Below are 15,311 nucleotides of genomic sequence, written 5' to 3' on the forward strand. Positions count from 1 at the left end.
TAGAGATATTAGATTTGAAATATTGTTATCTAAAAAGCATTTTTCAACGCTCCACAAATTTACTGAAAGCTGTTAATCTGACAAGTATTTTTATTGAAAATTTGATGTTCCGGAAGATGTTCCGAACGAATTCTTAAGGATAAAAGCAATTTTTTTAGATAGGCTTTTGTGCATGTTACTGTTGTTTGATTCATATCTGTTTTATTATCTTTGAATCGTAAAAATATGATTTATGAAACAGGAGAGCGATAGTTTTCAGTTTGAGAATACAACAGAGTGGGAGAGTGCCGGAGTTGGAGTCATCCGTCAGATTATGGCTTATAATAAGAATATGATGATGGTTAAGGTTAAGTTCGAAACAGGAGCGGAAGGTGCACCTCATACACATCCGCATACTCAGGCTACGTATGTTGTAAGCGGAATATTTGAATTTACCGTAGGAGGTGAAACCGAGATTGTTCGTGCCGGAGATGGCGTTTATATGCGCTCGGGAATATTGCATAGTTGCAAATGTATAGAGACCGGTATTTTAATCGATACATTTACTCCTATGCGGGAAGATTTTATTAAATGATTATTGGGGCAAACTTTTTATCGTTCTTTTGACGAGGAGTTTAAATTATTTTTCTTGTTTAGTAGATATTGTCGTATAGCTATCGAAATAAATAATACCCACATTAATATCATGCTTATGTTATTGATTTTAGGAGTGATTTTATTTAACTGAACAGGTAATAGTATCCAAATAAATAAAAACAGAGTTAAGCAGGTCTCTATACTGGATAATTTGCTGTTTGCGGATAATAACATGATCAATAACGGAAAAATATAGATACCGTTGTAAACGAATGCTTGCTGGGGAACTAATACACAAATCATAGCCGCTAAGCCAAAACGGATTAAAGAAGATTTGGTCGTAAAGAATAATCCTGTGGAAAGCAATCCCAAGATATAAGTTAGATATTTACCCGTTTCGTAAAGTATAAATTGATTTTCTATGTTCAATGTCTTTCCTAATTGTAGGAATAAAGGAATGATCCCAAACCGATATACCGAGAAAGACATTCCGTAAATAGCTGTTTGTTCTTTTACATTTTCATACAGTTGACCGATATTTTCGAATCCGTTTTCAAAAAATAAAAAAGGTAGGAATGCCAATAAAAAAGCAAGAATTGCATATTGGAAAAATGTTTTGTATTCTTTTTTGTATAAATAATATAAGCTGAATATAGCCGGAAATATCTTTAAAACAGAGGCGATAGCCAGACAAATTATTCCATACCATTTTTTTTCGTTTTGATCTTTCACATATACGAAGTAATTGATGCAAGCTGCTGAGATCATAATTTCGTTTCCACGCTCCAAAGCGTAAAGATTGATGGATGAAAAAAATATGATAAACAATATGATCGGAGAACATTTATATTTTTTACACAAAAGATATAGAGAATGAAATAATAGGAAGAGCGAGAGTAATGTAAAGAAAAAGCAGCTCAATACGGCTATTTGAGAATTCCAACAATCTTCAAGCGATATTGAAGAGTAGTTGGTAAGCAAAGTAAACGGATATAAGATCATGTAAGAGAACGGTAAATAATTTTTGTTACAAGTACCGTTCAATTCATTATAATACGGGTTCTTATCGGCAATATAAATTAGAGTATTATAGAAGTCGGCAAAGAAATTATCTAATTTCAGAAAAAATACATGAAGTTGGTGTGAGGGATCTGCAAACAATAGTATGATCCAGATACAAGCTAATAAAAAAGTAAGTCCTGTAAATATTTTTTTGATTCTACTTTGGTTCATAAACGCATTACTTGAATGTCTTAAAAAACAATGTAATGCAAATATATTATATATTTAAAGTAATAAGAAACCTTGTTTGATTATTTTATAATATTGGAAAGAATTGCATGTTTGTAAAATTAGACTGTTATAATATAAAAAACGATATGCACTCTAAAAGTTAAACGAAAACTTTTAGAGTGCATATCGTTTTTCTTATCGGTATGTTATTCGTAACTGCTTCCATCGAAACAGTGAGTGCAAATACATTCTTTAGGTAAACCTATTGATTTGACGAGCGTTTCCAATGGATTGAATTTCAAAGTCGTAATATTCAGATCTTTTCGGATGCAATCCACCATTTTGCAATATTGGGGAGAATTTGTGGTTGCATAAGCCGGGAGATTTTTAGAGCAATCTCCTTCAAGATTTTTTATAACCCTCCGCGTGATGAGTTCCAACTCCGATTTTGAACCTGTGAAATTCAGAAACTTACAAGGGTAAATTAATGGAGGACAACTGATGCGCATATGCACCTCTTTAGCTCCATAACGATATAAATCATTTACATTGTCATGAAGTTGAGTTCCCCTGACAATAGAGTCATCACAAAAAACGACCTTTTTATCTTTCAATAATTTTTTGTTAGGGATCAGCTTCATTTTTGCTACCAGTTCTCGCATTTCTTGTGTAGGAGGAGTAAAACTTCTCGGCCATGTCGGAGTATATTTAACGATCGCTCTTTTATATGGAATTTGTTTTCCGACAGCATATCCCAGAGACATGCCGACCCCGGAATCGGGAATACCTGATACAAAATCTGCATCGATATCATCGTTTTTACCCATTTCCACACCGCAGTCGAAACGCATCTCGTCAACATTCTTCCCTTCATATTCGCATACGGGATAACCGTAATATACCCAAAGGAAAGAACATATTTGCATTTTTTTATTGGGTTTTCGCAGTTGAGTAAAACCATCGGCTGTAATTTGAACGATTTCTCCCGGTCCTATATTATAATCCATTTCATAACCCAGATTCGGAAAACTGCAGGTTTCGGATGATACCGCATAACCGTTTTCCCCTTTTCCTATCATGATAGGTGTTCGTCCATATTTATCCCGTGCCGCAATAATTCCGTTTTCTGTAAGAAGAAGCATCGAACAAGAACCTTTCAATCGATTGTAGACATTCTCTATCCCTTCGACAAAAGTTTTGCCTTCGATAATAAGCATGGACACCAATTCTGATTGATTGGTAATGCCGTTACTGTGTTCGCAAAAGTGATTTCCTTTTGCCAAAAGTTCCTTTTCAAGTTCCGGCAGATTAGTTACTTTAGCAACTGTTACTACGGCAAATTTCCCTAAATGAGAATTGATGATAATCGGCTGAGCATCGGTATCGCTGATAACGCCTATTCCTGAATTTCCTGAAAAAGAAGGAAGGTCAGCCTCGAATTTTGTACGGAAATAAGAATTCTCGATATTATGAATCGAGCGAGTAAAATTTCCGTTATTCAAAGTTACCATACCTCCACGTTTTGTTCCCATGTGAGAATTGTAATCTACCCCATAAAAGAGGTCGGCTACACAACTTTCTTTTTTTATCGTTCCAAAAAAACCGCCCATTGTTTATTGAATATAATACTTAATTGTAGATGTGTTGTTATTGATGTTAAAAAGAACGGGAACGTTCGGTATATACCCGAGCGTTCCCGTTATAGCATTATTATTTTTTATGCTGTTTTACCCATTTGCGGGCATTTACGAATGCCTCTATCCACGGGGTCACCTGATCTTCGTTTTTACGGTTGGTCGGATAATACCCCCATTGCCATGGGAAAATCGCGCGTTCGAGGTGTGGCATCATAGCCAAGTGCCGTCCGTCGTTTGTTGCGATACCCGCAACGGCAAAAGGTGATCCGTTCGGATTGGCCGGATAAGCATCGTAGCTGTATTTTGCTATGACATTATATTTGTCGATATCATAAGGTAATTCGAATTTTCCTTCTCCGTGAGCTACCCATACTCCTAATTTGCTGCCTGACAGAGATCCGAACATTACTGAATTATTTTCGGGAATAGTCAAGCCGATAAATTCAGATTCGAATTTATGTGAATCATTATGTCGCATCTTAGGTTTCTTTTCGTGATCCGGAGTCAATAGTCCCAATTCTACCATAAGTTGACAACCGTTACAAATACCTAAACTTAGAGTATCCTCACGTGCATAGAAATTGTCCAAAGTGGCTTTGGCCTTTTCATTCCAAAGAAATCCTCCGGCCCAGCCTTTGGCAGAACCTAATACATCCGAATTGGAAAAGCCGCCGCAATAAACGATCATGTTTATATCTTCAAGCGTTTCCCGCCCGCTGATCAAATCGGTCATATGGACATCTTTGACATCGAAACCGGCCAAATAAAGAGAATAAGCCATTTCCCGATCTCCGTTTACACCTTTTTCCCGAATAATAGCCGCTTTTATGCCGCTCGGCTTTCTGCGGTCGGCACTGATTCCGTATTGTGCCATTTTTCCGGTGAAATCGTCATTAAATTTAATTTGTAAAGGTTGTTCCTTATAGTTGTTGAATCGTGCGGCAGCAGCTTTTTCTCCGCTTTGTTTACGATCGAGCAGATAAGAAGAAGAAAACCATACGTCACGCAAATAATCGATTCCAAACTGATATTCTGCATTGTCTTTCTTGACCAGAATGTGACGTTCTTTGCAAGGCCGTCCGATTTTGGAAAACCCGATGCCGTTATTTTGCAAAATCTTTTCGACGCTGTTCTTGTCTTTTACCTGAATCAATACTCCTGGATTTTCACTGAAAAGGATTTTTATAATATCTTTTTCTGCGATTTTATCGAGATTTATTTCCAAACCGCCTTCCGGATTTCCAAAGTTCATTTCGAGCAGGGCAGTAATCATACCGCCGGCCGAAATATCATGACCTGCCAGAATGAGGTCCTTTTCGATTAATTCTTGTATTGTATTGAACGCTGAAGCGAAGTATTCCGAATCTTTTACAGTAGGTGCTGTTTTACCGATTTTTCCGAGCGATTGTGCAAAAGCCGATCCCCCGAGCTGAAAATTATCGAATGAAAAATCTATATAATAAATAGCCGTATTGCGATCACGAATGAGTACAGGAGAAACGACTTTTTTTATGTCCGACACTTCACCTCCCGCTGAGATGATGACAGTCCCCGGAGCGAAAACTTTTTCGTCACCGTATTTTTGAGTCATAGACAGACTGTCTTTTCCTGTGGGGATGTTGATTCCCAGATCACAAGCAAATTGACTGCAAGCCTCCACCGCTTTATATAGACGGGCATCTTCACCTTCATTTTTACATGGCCACATCCAGTTGGCGCTTAACGATACACTTTTCAATCCCTCTGTCATCGGTGCCCATACGATGTTGGTAAGAGCTTCCGATATGGCAAGTACCGAACCGGCAGCCGGATCGATCATGGCTGCTTGCGGTGCATGTCCGATAGAAGTAGCAATACCCGATTTCCCCCGATAATCCAAAGCTACTACGCCACAATCGCTGAGAGGTAGTTGTATTTCACCCTGACATTGTTGGCGAGCCACTTTCCCGGTTACGGAACGATCTGCTTTATTGGTCAGCCAATCTTTGCAAGCTACGGCTTCAAGTTGTAGGACATTTTCCAGATATTCATGTATCTTTCCGGTTTCGTAGGCAACGTCCTGATAATTCTCTTCGACCGTGTGATCTTTCATAAAGGTACGGGGCGCTTTGCCAAACATATCCTCCATGGCGAGATCTATCGGTTTTATTCCGTCTTTTTGTTCAAAGACAAAACGCATGTCACCGGTAGTTTCTCCTACGACATACATCGGTGCACGTTCACGGTCTGCGATCTTTCTAACATGATCGATGTCTTTTTCACCGATAAGCATTCCCATGCGTTCCTGACTTTCGTTTCCGACAATTTCTTTTGCAGAAAGAGTCGGGTCACCTATCGGCAATTTGTCCATCTCGATTTTACCACCTGTCGTTTCTACCAGTTCCGACAAGGCATTCAAATGTCCTCCGGCTCCATGGTCATGAATAGAAACGATGGGGTTATTGTCCGATTCGGCAAGTGCACGAACGACATTCGATACACGTTTCTGCATTTCAGGATTAGCGCGTTGTATAGCGTTTAGTTCGATAGCATTGGCATATACACCGGTTTCTACGGATGATACAGCACCGCCTCCCATTCCGATACGGTAGTTATCTCCACCCATAACGACAACTTTCTCACCGGGTTTAGGAGTCCCTTTGAGAGCGTCCCGCATAGTTCCGAAGCCGACACCTCCTGCCAACATGATAACTTTGTCGTATGCAAATTTTTTATAGTTCTCCGCGTGCTCAAAAGTAAGAAGAGATCCGCAGATCATCGGTTGTCCGAATTTGTTCCCAAAATCCGATGCCCCGTTTGATGCTTTTACCAGAATTTGTTCCGGTGTTTGATAAAGCCATTTCCGTTCTGGCATAGCTTTCTTTTCCCATTCGCGCCCCTTTTCCGTTCTGGGATATGAGGTCATATATACTGCTGTTCCGGCAATAGGTAAACTCGCTTTCCCACCGCCTAATCGGTCGCGTATTTCTCCACCTGTTCCGGTTGCAGCTCCGTTAAACGGTTCTACGGTAGTCGGGAAATTATGTGTTTCCGCTTTTAGGGAAATAACGGTTTTTATATCTTTAATTTCAAAAAAATCGGGCTTGTCTTGTGATGCCGGAGCAAATTGTTCGATTACCGGTCCTTCGTTAAAAGCAACGTTGTCCTTATATGCCGATACTAATTTGTTCGGATTTTCTTCGGATGTTTTTTTTATTAATTTAAATAAAGAGCTTTCTTTTTCTTGTCCGTCGATGATAAAAACTCCATTGAATATTTTATGTCGGCAATGTTCTGAGTTGACTTGGGAAAACCCGAATACTTCGCTATCGGTAAGTTTTCGTCCGATTTTTTTTCCTAAATCGTTCAAATAATTTATTTCATCTTCACTTAGAGCAAGTCCTTCCTGTTTGCTGTATGAAGCGATGTCGTCTATATAGACGATGGGATCAGGTAATTTGTTTATTTCAAAAATAGACTGATTTAGTCCGTTATACATGCGTTGGAGCATCGGATCGTGATCTGCCTTTTCGCTTTTTACAGGGAAATATTCTTCGATACGGGTTATTCCTTTTAATCCCATGTTTTGGGTAATTTCCACAGCATTGGTACTCCACGGGGTAATCATTTCTTTACGAGGACCGACGAACCAGCCGTCGATAATTTGTTCGTTTAGTACTTCGGCCTCACTGAAGAGCCAGCTCAGTTTCTCTGTTTCATGGGACGAAAGAGTGTGATCGGTATCGACTGCTATCACATTCCGGGAAGGTGTTTTGAAAAAAAGAACCATTATAGTCTATTTAAATTGTGAATTATTTTGACTGTTATTATTGTTCTTAATAATATTTTTATTCTCTTATCTTTATGTAATAAGACATCTGCACTTTGATTCGAAATATAAAAAAGAGATGTTATCCTTTCTCAGATTTCGTTTGCAAAATTAATCAAAAGCTGCGTTCTTTAAAACAATAAAGCCAAAACAATTGGCGGAAATGTAACATTTATGACTTATATTTGCATTTCAGAAACAGATTAACTGTGTAAATAGGGAAATAGTGGATTTGGTATTATACACAATTATAAGAGGTTTGGCTATCGGTATTTTGGTATCGGCACCCATGGGCCCTATCGGAGTATTATGCATACAACGCACTCTGAATAAGGGGCGGTGGTCGGGCTTTGTTACCGGGCTGGGCGCTTCCATTTCAGATTTAGGTTATGCGGTGTTGACAGGTCTCGGTATGTCTATCGTAATAGATTTTATAGAAACGAATGAATATTTGATCCAGATATTGGGAAGCCTTGTGTTGGCCGGATTCGGGGCTTATTTATATCGTCAAAATCCTGCAAAGAATATTAAGAAACAAAGTGCGAATAAAAATACTTTTACACAAGATTTTGTGACAGCATTCTTTCTTACATTGTCAAATCCGTTGATATTGTTTCTGTTTATAGGATTGTTCGCCCGACTTAATTTCTTTGTTCCCGAATCTACTTTGTACCACTATATTCTCGGCTATATTTCTATTATCATAGGGGCTGTTTCTTGGTGGTTTACAATAACATTTTTTATAAATAAGGTGCGTACTCGTTTCAATTTGCGTAGCTTATGGTTGATTAACCGCTGTATTGGAGGCGTTATTATTATCATGTCTTTAGTAGGTTGTTTTATGGGTATGTCAGGATATTTCAATCATTAATTTTTTTTACTATGAAAAAAGTTTTGTCAGTACCTTTTATTCCGGGCTTAAAAGATCAGCCGTTGGAAAAAGCGTGTGAGTTGCTTGAGGAGAAAGCTGCACGGCAAAGTGTGGAGTGCGTGAATTGGCCCGAACAATTTCCGTATAAGCCGATCACTATATTTGATATAGCCCGAAGCGAAACGGCTCTTTACATCAAGTATTTTGTTAGGGGAAATTGTCTGTTGGCATTGAATAGCGAAGATAATTCTCCGGTATGGCAGGATAGCTGTGTAGAGTTTTTTGTGCAAGTTCCGGGTGAAACCGAATATTATAATTTTGAATTCAACTGCATCGGTACGGCATTGGCGTCGAAGCGTCAAAGTCGGGAAATATGCACCCATTTTTCTCCGGAAAAGATGGCATGTATAGAGCGTTATGCTTCAGCCGGACATAAACCGTTTCAGGAGATGCAAGGAATATTTGCATGGGAACTGCTTGTTTCCATCCCTTTCGATTTGATAGGGGTTAACCCTGAATCGTTACCCGAAAAGTTATATGCCAATTTCTATAAATGTGCAGACAATTCGAGTTTACCTCATTATTTGAGTTGGAGTCCTATTGAGACGGAAAATCCCGATTTTCACAGACCCGAATTTTTTGGAGAGATATACTTTAGATGACAAAACGGCGAGGTGTTTCAATACCTCGCTGTTTTGTCTTTTTTGAGCCTTCTTTCTATCTCTTACAGATTGTTGCAAAATCGCAGTATTCGCATATTTGAGTATTTTCAGTTTGTTTAAAGGGTATTTCGGGATTAAAGATTTCTTGGATGCATTTATTGAATGTATCTGTAAATTCCTGAATATAAGGGGAAAAGTCATATATAGTTTGTTCTATTCTTTTTTTCTCCGTTTTTATTTCATGGATGATAGACCAGTCGAATTGTATTTTGAATAGATCTCTGAGGTGGTAGATGCCGGGACAGAGAGATTTTGGGTGATTTATTTGGGAATATATCATAGCATACATGAATACTTGCATGATAGCCTTGGGACGATCTCTTTTTTGTGGGTCGAATAGGTCGTACATGGTTTTGAAGGTTGTTTCTCCTTTTCCTGTTTTATAATCTATGATTCTTGTAATGCCGTCTTTTTCATCGATTCGGTCGATAGATCCTTTTAAGCGGATTTGGCGTGTTCCGTCGAATGTATGAGTAGTGTCGATAGGAAATTCGGAATGGAGATATATGAATGGAGTATGCTTTCTGTCTGTTATTAAAGTTTGTTTGACATATTTGCGGATAATCTCTCCCGTCAGGTAATTTTGCCCGGTTAAGGGGCGTATTCGAGAAGTTTGAAAATAATGTTTGGCAAACATGGCTTCTATTAAGTTTGTTAATAGCGTGTCGTCTTTTTGAATCTTTTCAAGTAAGTCTCCTGTAACGAGTTTTCCCTGCATCCGTTGGTAAATATTCTCCATTACTCCATGATAGATGCTTCCGAATGTGCTGGCTTCGATGCTTTCTGCAACTTCGTCTTCTGGAGATACCCTTTCGACATAACCTAAATAAAATTTTAAAGGGCAATCGATATAGGTATTGACGGCGCTTGCCGACAAAGCCCGGTCTCCTCCGGACAGGAATCGGTTTAGCTGTTTTTGAACAAATTCATTTTTAGGTATTTGAATAATCTGATTTTCTTTAACCGTAATATCATAACTCATGATTTTTTCTTGGATAGGCACTTGGTAATGATATTTCAGTTGATAGATATATCGGCTCATTTCACCGGTTTGTAATCCTTCGGTACGGGTGTCATATAATAAATAAAGTCTTTTTGCCCGATATATCATTCTGTAAAAATAATAGGCATAGATGCTGTCTTGATGTTCTATGGTCGAAAGTCCGAATCCCTTGCGCAAATTATAGGGAATAAATGTATTGGCGACTTTTGTCATCGGAAATATTCCTTCATTCATAGATAGGATGATCAAGTTTTCGAAGTCGAGAGCTCTGGTTTCCAGAACTCCCATTATCTGTAAACCGGAAAGAGGTTCACCTCTGAAAGGAATGGAGATACTTCCTGCCATTTTACCGAGTAGTCGGAAAAATGTAGAGACGTTCATTTGTATGCTTTCGTCTTTAATAACGTCTTTCAGCCTTTTTACCGTTATATAATAGTGGAATAAAAACTCTTTCTCTATTTCGGAAAATTGTACAGTATGTTCTTCTTCTTCGGAGTCATTATGATCATTCTGCAGACCTTGTTGCAAATATTCCAAAATGTTGATCAGGTAGTCGGCAGCTTGATTCGCTGTTTCTAAGCTTACGAAAAGCAGCTTCAGTAATTCTGTTCTTCCTAATTCCGAAACCGGAATAAATACTTTATTATATTGTTTTATCTCTTTTGATAATAGATTTATTTCATTTTCTCCGGAAGATAGTATATATCGGTGACTGAGGATAGAAAGAACTTTTCGATGATAGAATTGGGCCTCACCTTGTACCAAGCGGTAGTGCTTCTGCAAATCGAATATAGATTCCATAAGGCCTGCAACAGGAGTATTAGATAAAGTATATCCCATGGTCACGTTGATCGGGTCGATCGTTTCCGGTATGGAATATAACATCGGGAGTAATAAATGCTCGTCAGGCAAGACGATTGCCGTATTGATTGCTTTTGACGGATCAGGGATAGCTCCGGATGAAATCAATCCGTTCAGGATTTCTTGTGTTTGTTTAGCTTGCCCTACGGCAGACGGAATACCGATCAATTCTATTTCAGGCCAAGTTTCTTTTCCTTTGTCGTTTGCTAATAATAATTTCGAAGGAAAGGCCTTACGATTGCGGGAAAGAAAAAATGTAGCCTTATTATATTCATCTTGGAGGGTCGGAGCGTTATAGTCCCAATAAAAATCGGCGATATCTAATTCTTTTAGTCGATGCATTAGCATTTCTTCAGAAGTACTTAAAACATTTAAGCCGATAAAAACTACCTGGTTGTAAGGAATGTGCAATTCCTCCCGCTGTTTTGCTTTCTCCGCTACTTCTCGGAATATCATACCTTCGTATGCGATTCCTTTGGTTTTTAGCTCGTCTCGAAGAGCCTTATAAAGAGGATACAGAATTTTCCATAAGGCAACGAACTGCATTTTTTTTTCGCTTTCCATTGCAGGTATAAAATGATCCCAAAATCTGCGGATAAACTCTATTTGAGTCTCTGTCAATATATCTGAAAATCTGTTCTCTATCTCTTTCAAATCTTGAATATTAGTGAATAAATCTTTTGCGTTCACTACATATTTATCTACATCGTCGAAATCATTGAGAAGCATTTCTCCCCAAAAAACAAAATTATCGAAACTTTCATCGGAGTTGCTTAAAGTTATATAATGGCGATAAAGAACAAAAAGCATCTGAATTTTATCTGCCGGTTGATAAGGTGTCAAACGGATGAACAGATCGTTAATGGTCATTATCGGAGGAGAGAATAAAGGATGTCCGGCTACTTCGGCAAGGTATTTTTGAAAAAATATTCCGGCACGGCGATTAGGAAATACAAATGCGATATTCTGTATCTCTTTACCGTATTTTTTGTAAAAAGTCTGGGCTATAAGATATAAAAACGGTTTCATAAATATGCGATGCAAGATAATTTCTTACAAGTATAAGCAAAATTTGTGGGAAAACTTTCGGAAGGTACAGATTTATGTAAAGAAGAAAATCCTTTTAGGTTAAGTTTTGGAGGTTACTTCTCAAGGAAGGCTTGACTTTTTTATAATAGTGAGTTGCTATTTGATTATTTCATAAGTTATTAGCTAAGAATTTGTCTATGTTTTCTTATTAGAAAATTTAAACAGGCTTTTAGTTGTTTGTCTGTAATTTTATTAGACTATTAGATGTTCATGTAGAAATTATTCTGACTTTGTTTCCGTGTTTTTCTATTATGTGCAGTAAATCTTCAACTTTTAGCCAAACGGTAGAAGTGTTGTCATTAGGATGTATGCCGATAATGGCAGGCGATGCTAAAAAGTCTTCATCAAGAAAAAAGAGCGTTTTACATTCTTTATCATTCAATATACCGAAAGGTGTAACCGTGCCGGGGGTAAGTCCTAAAATATTTCTTAATTCTTCTTCTTTGGCTAAACTTAACGGTCTTGTACCGTAATTACGTTTGATTGCTTTCAAATCGATCCGTTTGTTACTTTTTACAGTTATGAGGTAATAGTTGTGTTTCTTATCATCACGTAAAAATAAGTTTTTGGCTATGACTTCAGGATAAGGTAACGATATATCGGAAAGTTCAACCATATTATAAACAGCCTTATGCTCTGTTATTTCAAAACCGATCTTACAATAATTCAGATACTCATATATCATTTGCTTACTGTTTATTTTTCCGGGATTATTCATTGTTTATTTGTTTAATTACACGGCAAGGGTTTCCTACTGCCACACAGTTAGCTGGGATGGAATGAGTAACTACACTGCCTGCACCTATAACGCTATTTTGTCCGATAATGACTCCGGGCAAGATGATAGAACCTCCGCCAATCCATACGCCATCTTCTATTTTTACAGGTAAGGCGTATGTACGACAGATTTCTTCACTTTCCGACCATTCATGTACCATGCGTTCATTTATTTTAATAGAATGTGTCGCTGTGTATATTTGTACATTGGGAGCAATTAAGACATTGTTGCCGATATCGATACGGTTATTGTCCACAAAGGTACAGTTCATATTGATAATCACTTTGTCGCCTACAAAAATGTGTTTCCCGTATTCACAATGAAAATCAATATCTACATGTACACCTTTACCCATGCTGCCGAATATCTCACGTAGTAATTCTTGTTTACGTTTTGTATCGGCATAGTCGGTAGCATTAAACTGCATTAATAGTCGTCTTGTACGCAAAATCATCTCTGTAATTTGAGGGTCTTTGCTTCCGATGAAAGGCTTGCCCGACATACATTTCTCATATTCTGTTCCCATATGAAATATTCTTTTTGCAAAAGAAGAAAATTGAAGTAAGAAAGTGATTAAATATTTGTTAAAATGTTTTTCTATCAATGAAATTGGCTGCAAAAAATAGAAGTATTATAATTATCATTTATATTAGTGTTAAAACGATCTCGATTATGTCAATCAAAAAAGTTTGTTACTCTTTACTAAAAAAATAAATAGAGGTAGCCGTACAAATTAGGTAAATAATTGAAGATAATTATAATAATTTTCTAGATTGGAGAATGAGGCTCTTATTATAGACATGGAAATGATCTGTAATATGGTTACGATTATCTGTAATATGGTTCTCTCTTTTTTTAGAATAAAAATTTATTTTTGCACAGTACTAAATTTACCTTATCGATAGATATTTGTCAGAATATAATCGATTTTCTCGATACTATAAAAAGTATTTGTACTGATACTGTAAAATAATATTAATATGGAAAATATTTTCAAAAAAGATCTTTCGGGTGCGCTGGTTTCACCCAATGAACCTGGTTATGATGAGTTGATAAATTCTATTTTTGATACAATGAAATTAGCGTATGAGTTGAATACTGGTTATCATTCGCCAGAAGAAGTCCGTGATTATCTTTCGCAAATTATCGGGCGGAAAGTCGATGAATCAGTGACACTACTTCCTCCTTTTTATGTAGATTTCGGAAAAAATATCCGTATTGGAAAGCGCTGCTGGATTCAACAGGGTTGTACTTTTTTTGATCGTGGCGGTATCACGATTGGAAATGATGTATTTATTGCTCCGAAAGTGAATCTCATTACTATTAATCATGATTCTGATCCGGAAAACCGTAGTGCAACTTATGGTCGTCCTATTGTTATAGAAGATAAAGTTTGGATAGGGATTAATTCCACTATTTTGCCTGGTGTTACTGTCGGATATGGATCGATTGTAGGAGCTAATAGTGTCGTGACTCACGATGTTTCGCCTTATACAGTGGTTGGTGGAAATCCGGCTAAATTTATTAAGGAGATTAGGCTGAAAAAGCAGATGTAAAAACGTAATAAATTATTATGAAAAAGAAAATTTCATTATTAACTTTGATTGTTGTTATGATAGCATTTGTTTCTTGCAAACAGGCAAGTAAAAATGGCAATGACAATCAACAAGAAAATTTGACAGCAATGAAAGACTCAGTTAAAACTGTTCCTGTAACCGATGCCGTTGTGATCGTGCTTCTTGCACATCCCGACATTAATAAAAGCCACATGAATGCCATGCTTTCTCAGGCTGCAGCCGAAGTAGAGGGTGTGCAAGTAATCAATATTTATGACTATCCTGTTGCTCCTGATGTGTACCGTGATGTAGTAAAGCAGGCAAAAGGTATTGTTTATGAGTTCCCGTTTTATTGGATGAGTGCGCCCCATTTGTTGAAACAGTGGACAGATGAAGTATTCATGGCATTTACACAAGAAGGGTTGATAGAAGGCAAAGAGTTCATGGTTGTTACCACAACTGGATCTGAAGAGGCTGCTTATCAGCACGATGGACGCAATAAATATACGATGTCCGAGTATTTGCGTCCTTATGAAGGTCAGGCTAATCACTCGAAAATGATTTGGAATGATCCGCTTGTCGTTTATGGTAATCCGCAAAACGCTACTGTCGCAGAAGAAAATTTACAGAAAGGTAAAGAGGAATATAAGGCTCGTCTGAAAGCAATGGTAGAAAGAGTTAACATCAAATAATATGCACAATAATGACTATTGAGGATTTGCGAGACTATTGTTTGTCACTGCCGGGGGTAACGGAGAAAATGCCTTGGATAGGTCATAAAGTTTATAGCGGCGGTTTATGTTTTTATATATGTGGAAAATGGTTCTGTTTTTGTGATGTAGATAATTTTGATTTTATCAATATCAAGTTGCCTCCGGCAATGGGAGAGGAGCTTCGGTCTGAATATGATGCTGTTCGACCGGGTTGGCATATGAATAAGAAATACTGGAATAGTATTTATCCGGGCAGAGACTTGTCTGATGTCCGGATTAAAGAATTGATCCGGATTTCTTATGATACGGTAGTTGCCGCATTACCGCTCAAAGACAGAACCGGATTGATGTCACAGGGAGCAATTGGCCTAAAATCGATATAGGTTCTTAATATCGAAATATTTTGTAGAAGAAGGTGTCTAAAAAGGATGCCTTCTTTTTTTTGTCATGCCGCCCTTTTATTA

Annotated in this window: 12 protein-coding genes; 6 read left to right on the forward strand and 6 right to left on the reverse strand. The window is 37.6% G+C overall.

Features of this window, described 5'->3' with window-relative positions:
• The first annotated feature begins 232 nt into the window (after nt 1-232).
• A complete protein-coding gene (locus tag AC0UMU_RS11305) occupies nt 233-574 on the forward strand; it encodes a cupin domain-containing protein (protein WP_022599413.1) in 342 nt (113 codons plus the stop codon).
• Nucleotides 575-591: 17 nt separating this feature from the next.
• Here AC0UMU_RS11305 and AC0UMU_RS11310 read toward each other — a convergent pair whose 3' ends face one another.
• The 3 genes from AC0UMU_RS11310 to purL all read right to left on the reverse strand — a co-directional run bounded on the left by AC0UMU_RS11310 (nt 592) and on the right by purL (nt 7,215).
• Entirely contained in the window at nt 592-1,809 is a 1,218-nt protein-coding gene (locus AC0UMU_RS11310) for a glycosyltransferase 87 family protein (RefSeq protein ID WP_195596060.1), read from the reverse strand.
• Between the two features lie 206 nt (nt 1,810-2,015).
• Nucleotides 2,016-3,419 carry an amidophosphoribosyltransferase gene (locus AC0UMU_RS11315; RefSeq protein WP_472300268.1) on the reverse strand — a complete coding sequence of 468 codons (1,404 nt, stop codon included), beginning with the start codon at nt 3,417-3,419 and terminating at the stop codon, nt 2,016-2,018.
• Nucleotides 3,420-3,519: 100 nt separating this feature from the next.
• The gene (purL, locus tag AC0UMU_RS11320) at nt 3,520-7,215 is read right to left on the reverse strand and encodes a phosphoribosylformylglycinamidine synthase (RefSeq protein ID WP_472300270.1); all 3,696 of its coding nucleotides are present in this window, start codon (nt 7,213-7,215) and stop codon (nt 3,520-3,522) included.
• A gap of 265 nt (nt 7,216-7,480) precedes the next feature.
• Between purL and AC0UMU_RS11325 the strand changes: the two genes are divergently transcribed.
• Both AC0UMU_RS11325 and AC0UMU_RS11330 read left to right on the forward strand, forming a co-directional pair.
• Nucleotides 7,481-8,125, forward strand: coding sequence for a LysE family translocator (locus AC0UMU_RS11325; RefSeq protein ID WP_009316833.1), 645 nt, complete (start codon nt 7,481-7,483; stop codon nt 8,123-8,125).
• Between the two features lie 11 nt (nt 8,126-8,136).
• Nucleotides 8,137-8,787, forward strand: coding sequence for a carbohydrate-binding family 9-like protein (locus tag AC0UMU_RS11330; protein WP_009316834.1), 651 nt, complete (start codon nt 8,137-8,139; stop codon nt 8,785-8,787).
• 55 nt (nt 8,788-8,842) lie between these two features.
• On the opposite strand, the gene AC0UMU_RS11335 is transcribed toward AC0UMU_RS11330, so the two are convergent.
• The 3 genes from AC0UMU_RS11335 to AC0UMU_RS11345 form a co-directional block, all read right to left on the reverse strand.
• Nucleotides 8,843-11,740: a PD-(D/E)XK nuclease family protein gene (locus tag AC0UMU_RS11335; protein ID WP_472300272.1), complete on the reverse strand. Its 2,898-nt coding sequence runs from the start codon at nt 11,738-11,740 to the stop codon at nt 8,843-8,845.
• 268 nt (nt 11,741-12,008) lie between these two features.
• Nucleotides 12,009-12,518, reverse strand: a complete 510-nt coding sequence (locus AC0UMU_RS11340) for a prolyl-tRNA synthetase associated domain-containing protein (protein WP_022599405.1) — start codon at nt 12,516-12,518, stop codon at nt 12,009-12,011.
• On the reverse strand, nt 12,511-13,104 hold the full coding sequence (locus AC0UMU_RS11345) for a sugar O-acetyltransferase (RefSeq protein ID WP_031258013.1): 594 nt from the start codon (nt 13,102-13,104) through the stop codon (nt 12,511-12,513). Before AC0UMU_RS11345 ends, AC0UMU_RS11340 begins: the two co-directional genes overlap by 8 nt.
• Before the next feature lie 454 nt (nt 13,105-13,558).
• Between AC0UMU_RS11345 and AC0UMU_RS11350 the strand changes: the two genes are divergently transcribed.
• Genes AC0UMU_RS11350 through AC0UMU_RS11360 form a run of 3 tightly spaced genes read left to right on the forward strand, consistent with a single transcriptional unit; the run spans nt 13,559 to nt 15,230 of the window.
• Complete coding sequence (locus AC0UMU_RS11350) at nt 13,559-14,134, forward strand: sugar O-acetyltransferase (protein ID WP_009316838.1); 576 nt, start codon at nt 13,559-13,561, stop codon at nt 14,132-14,134.
• Nucleotides 14,135-14,151: 17 nt separating this feature from the next.
• The gene (locus AC0UMU_RS11355; RefSeq protein WP_022389813.1) at nt 14,152-14,826 is read left to right on the forward strand and encodes an NAD(P)H-dependent oxidoreductase; all 675 of its coding nucleotides are present in this window, start codon (nt 14,152-14,154) and stop codon (nt 14,824-14,826) included.
• Nucleotides 14,827-14,837: 11 nt separating this feature from the next.
• A complete protein-coding gene (locus AC0UMU_RS11360; RefSeq protein WP_278714576.1) occupies nt 14,838-15,230 on the forward strand; it encodes an MmcQ/YjbR family DNA-binding protein in 393 nt (130 codons plus the stop codon).
• The last annotated feature ends 81 nt before the right edge of the window (nt 15,231-15,311 follow it).

This window comes from Coprobacter fastidiosus (assembly GCF_982245605.1).

Coding starts and splice junctions, on each gene's coding strand:
- AC0UMU_RS11340 (WP_022599405.1), bottom strand. CDS start 12,518: ATGAATAATCCCGGAAAAATAAACAGTAAGCAAATGATATATGAGTAT.
- AC0UMU_RS11315 (WP_472300268.1), bottom strand. CDS start 3,419: ATGGGCGGTTTTTTTGGAACGATAAAAAAAGAAAGTTGTGTAGCCGAC.
- AC0UMU_RS11305 (WP_022599413.1), top strand. CDS start 233: ATGAAACAGGAGAGCGATAGTTTTCAGTTTGAGAATACAACAGAGTGG.
- AC0UMU_RS11355 (WP_022389813.1), top strand. CDS start 14,152: ATGAAAAAGAAAATTTCATTATTAACTTTGATTGTTGTTATGATAGCA.
- AC0UMU_RS11360 (WP_278714576.1), top strand. CDS start 14,838: ATGACTATTGAGGATTTGCGAGACTATTGTTTGTCACTGCCGGGGGTA.
- purL (WP_472300270.1), bottom strand. CDS start 7,215: ATGGTTCTTTTTTTCAAAACACCTTCCCGGAATGTGATAGCAGTCGAT.
- AC0UMU_RS11310 (WP_195596060.1), bottom strand. CDS start 1,809: ATGAACCAAAGTAGAATCAAAAAAATATTTACAGGACTTACTTTTTTA.
- AC0UMU_RS11335 (WP_472300272.1), bottom strand. CDS start 11,740: ATGAAACCGTTTTTATATCTTATAGCCCAGACTTTTTACAAAAAATAC.
- AC0UMU_RS11350 (WP_009316838.1), top strand. CDS start 13,559: ATGGAAAATATTTTCAAAAAAGATCTTTCGGGTGCGCTGGTTTCACCC.
- AC0UMU_RS11330 (WP_009316834.1), top strand. CDS start 8,137: ATGAAAAAAGTTTTGTCAGTACCTTTTATTCCGGGCTTAAAAGATCAG.
- AC0UMU_RS11345 (WP_031258013.1), bottom strand. CDS start 13,104: ATGGGAACAGAATATGAGAAATGTATGTCGGGCAAGCCTTTCATCGGA.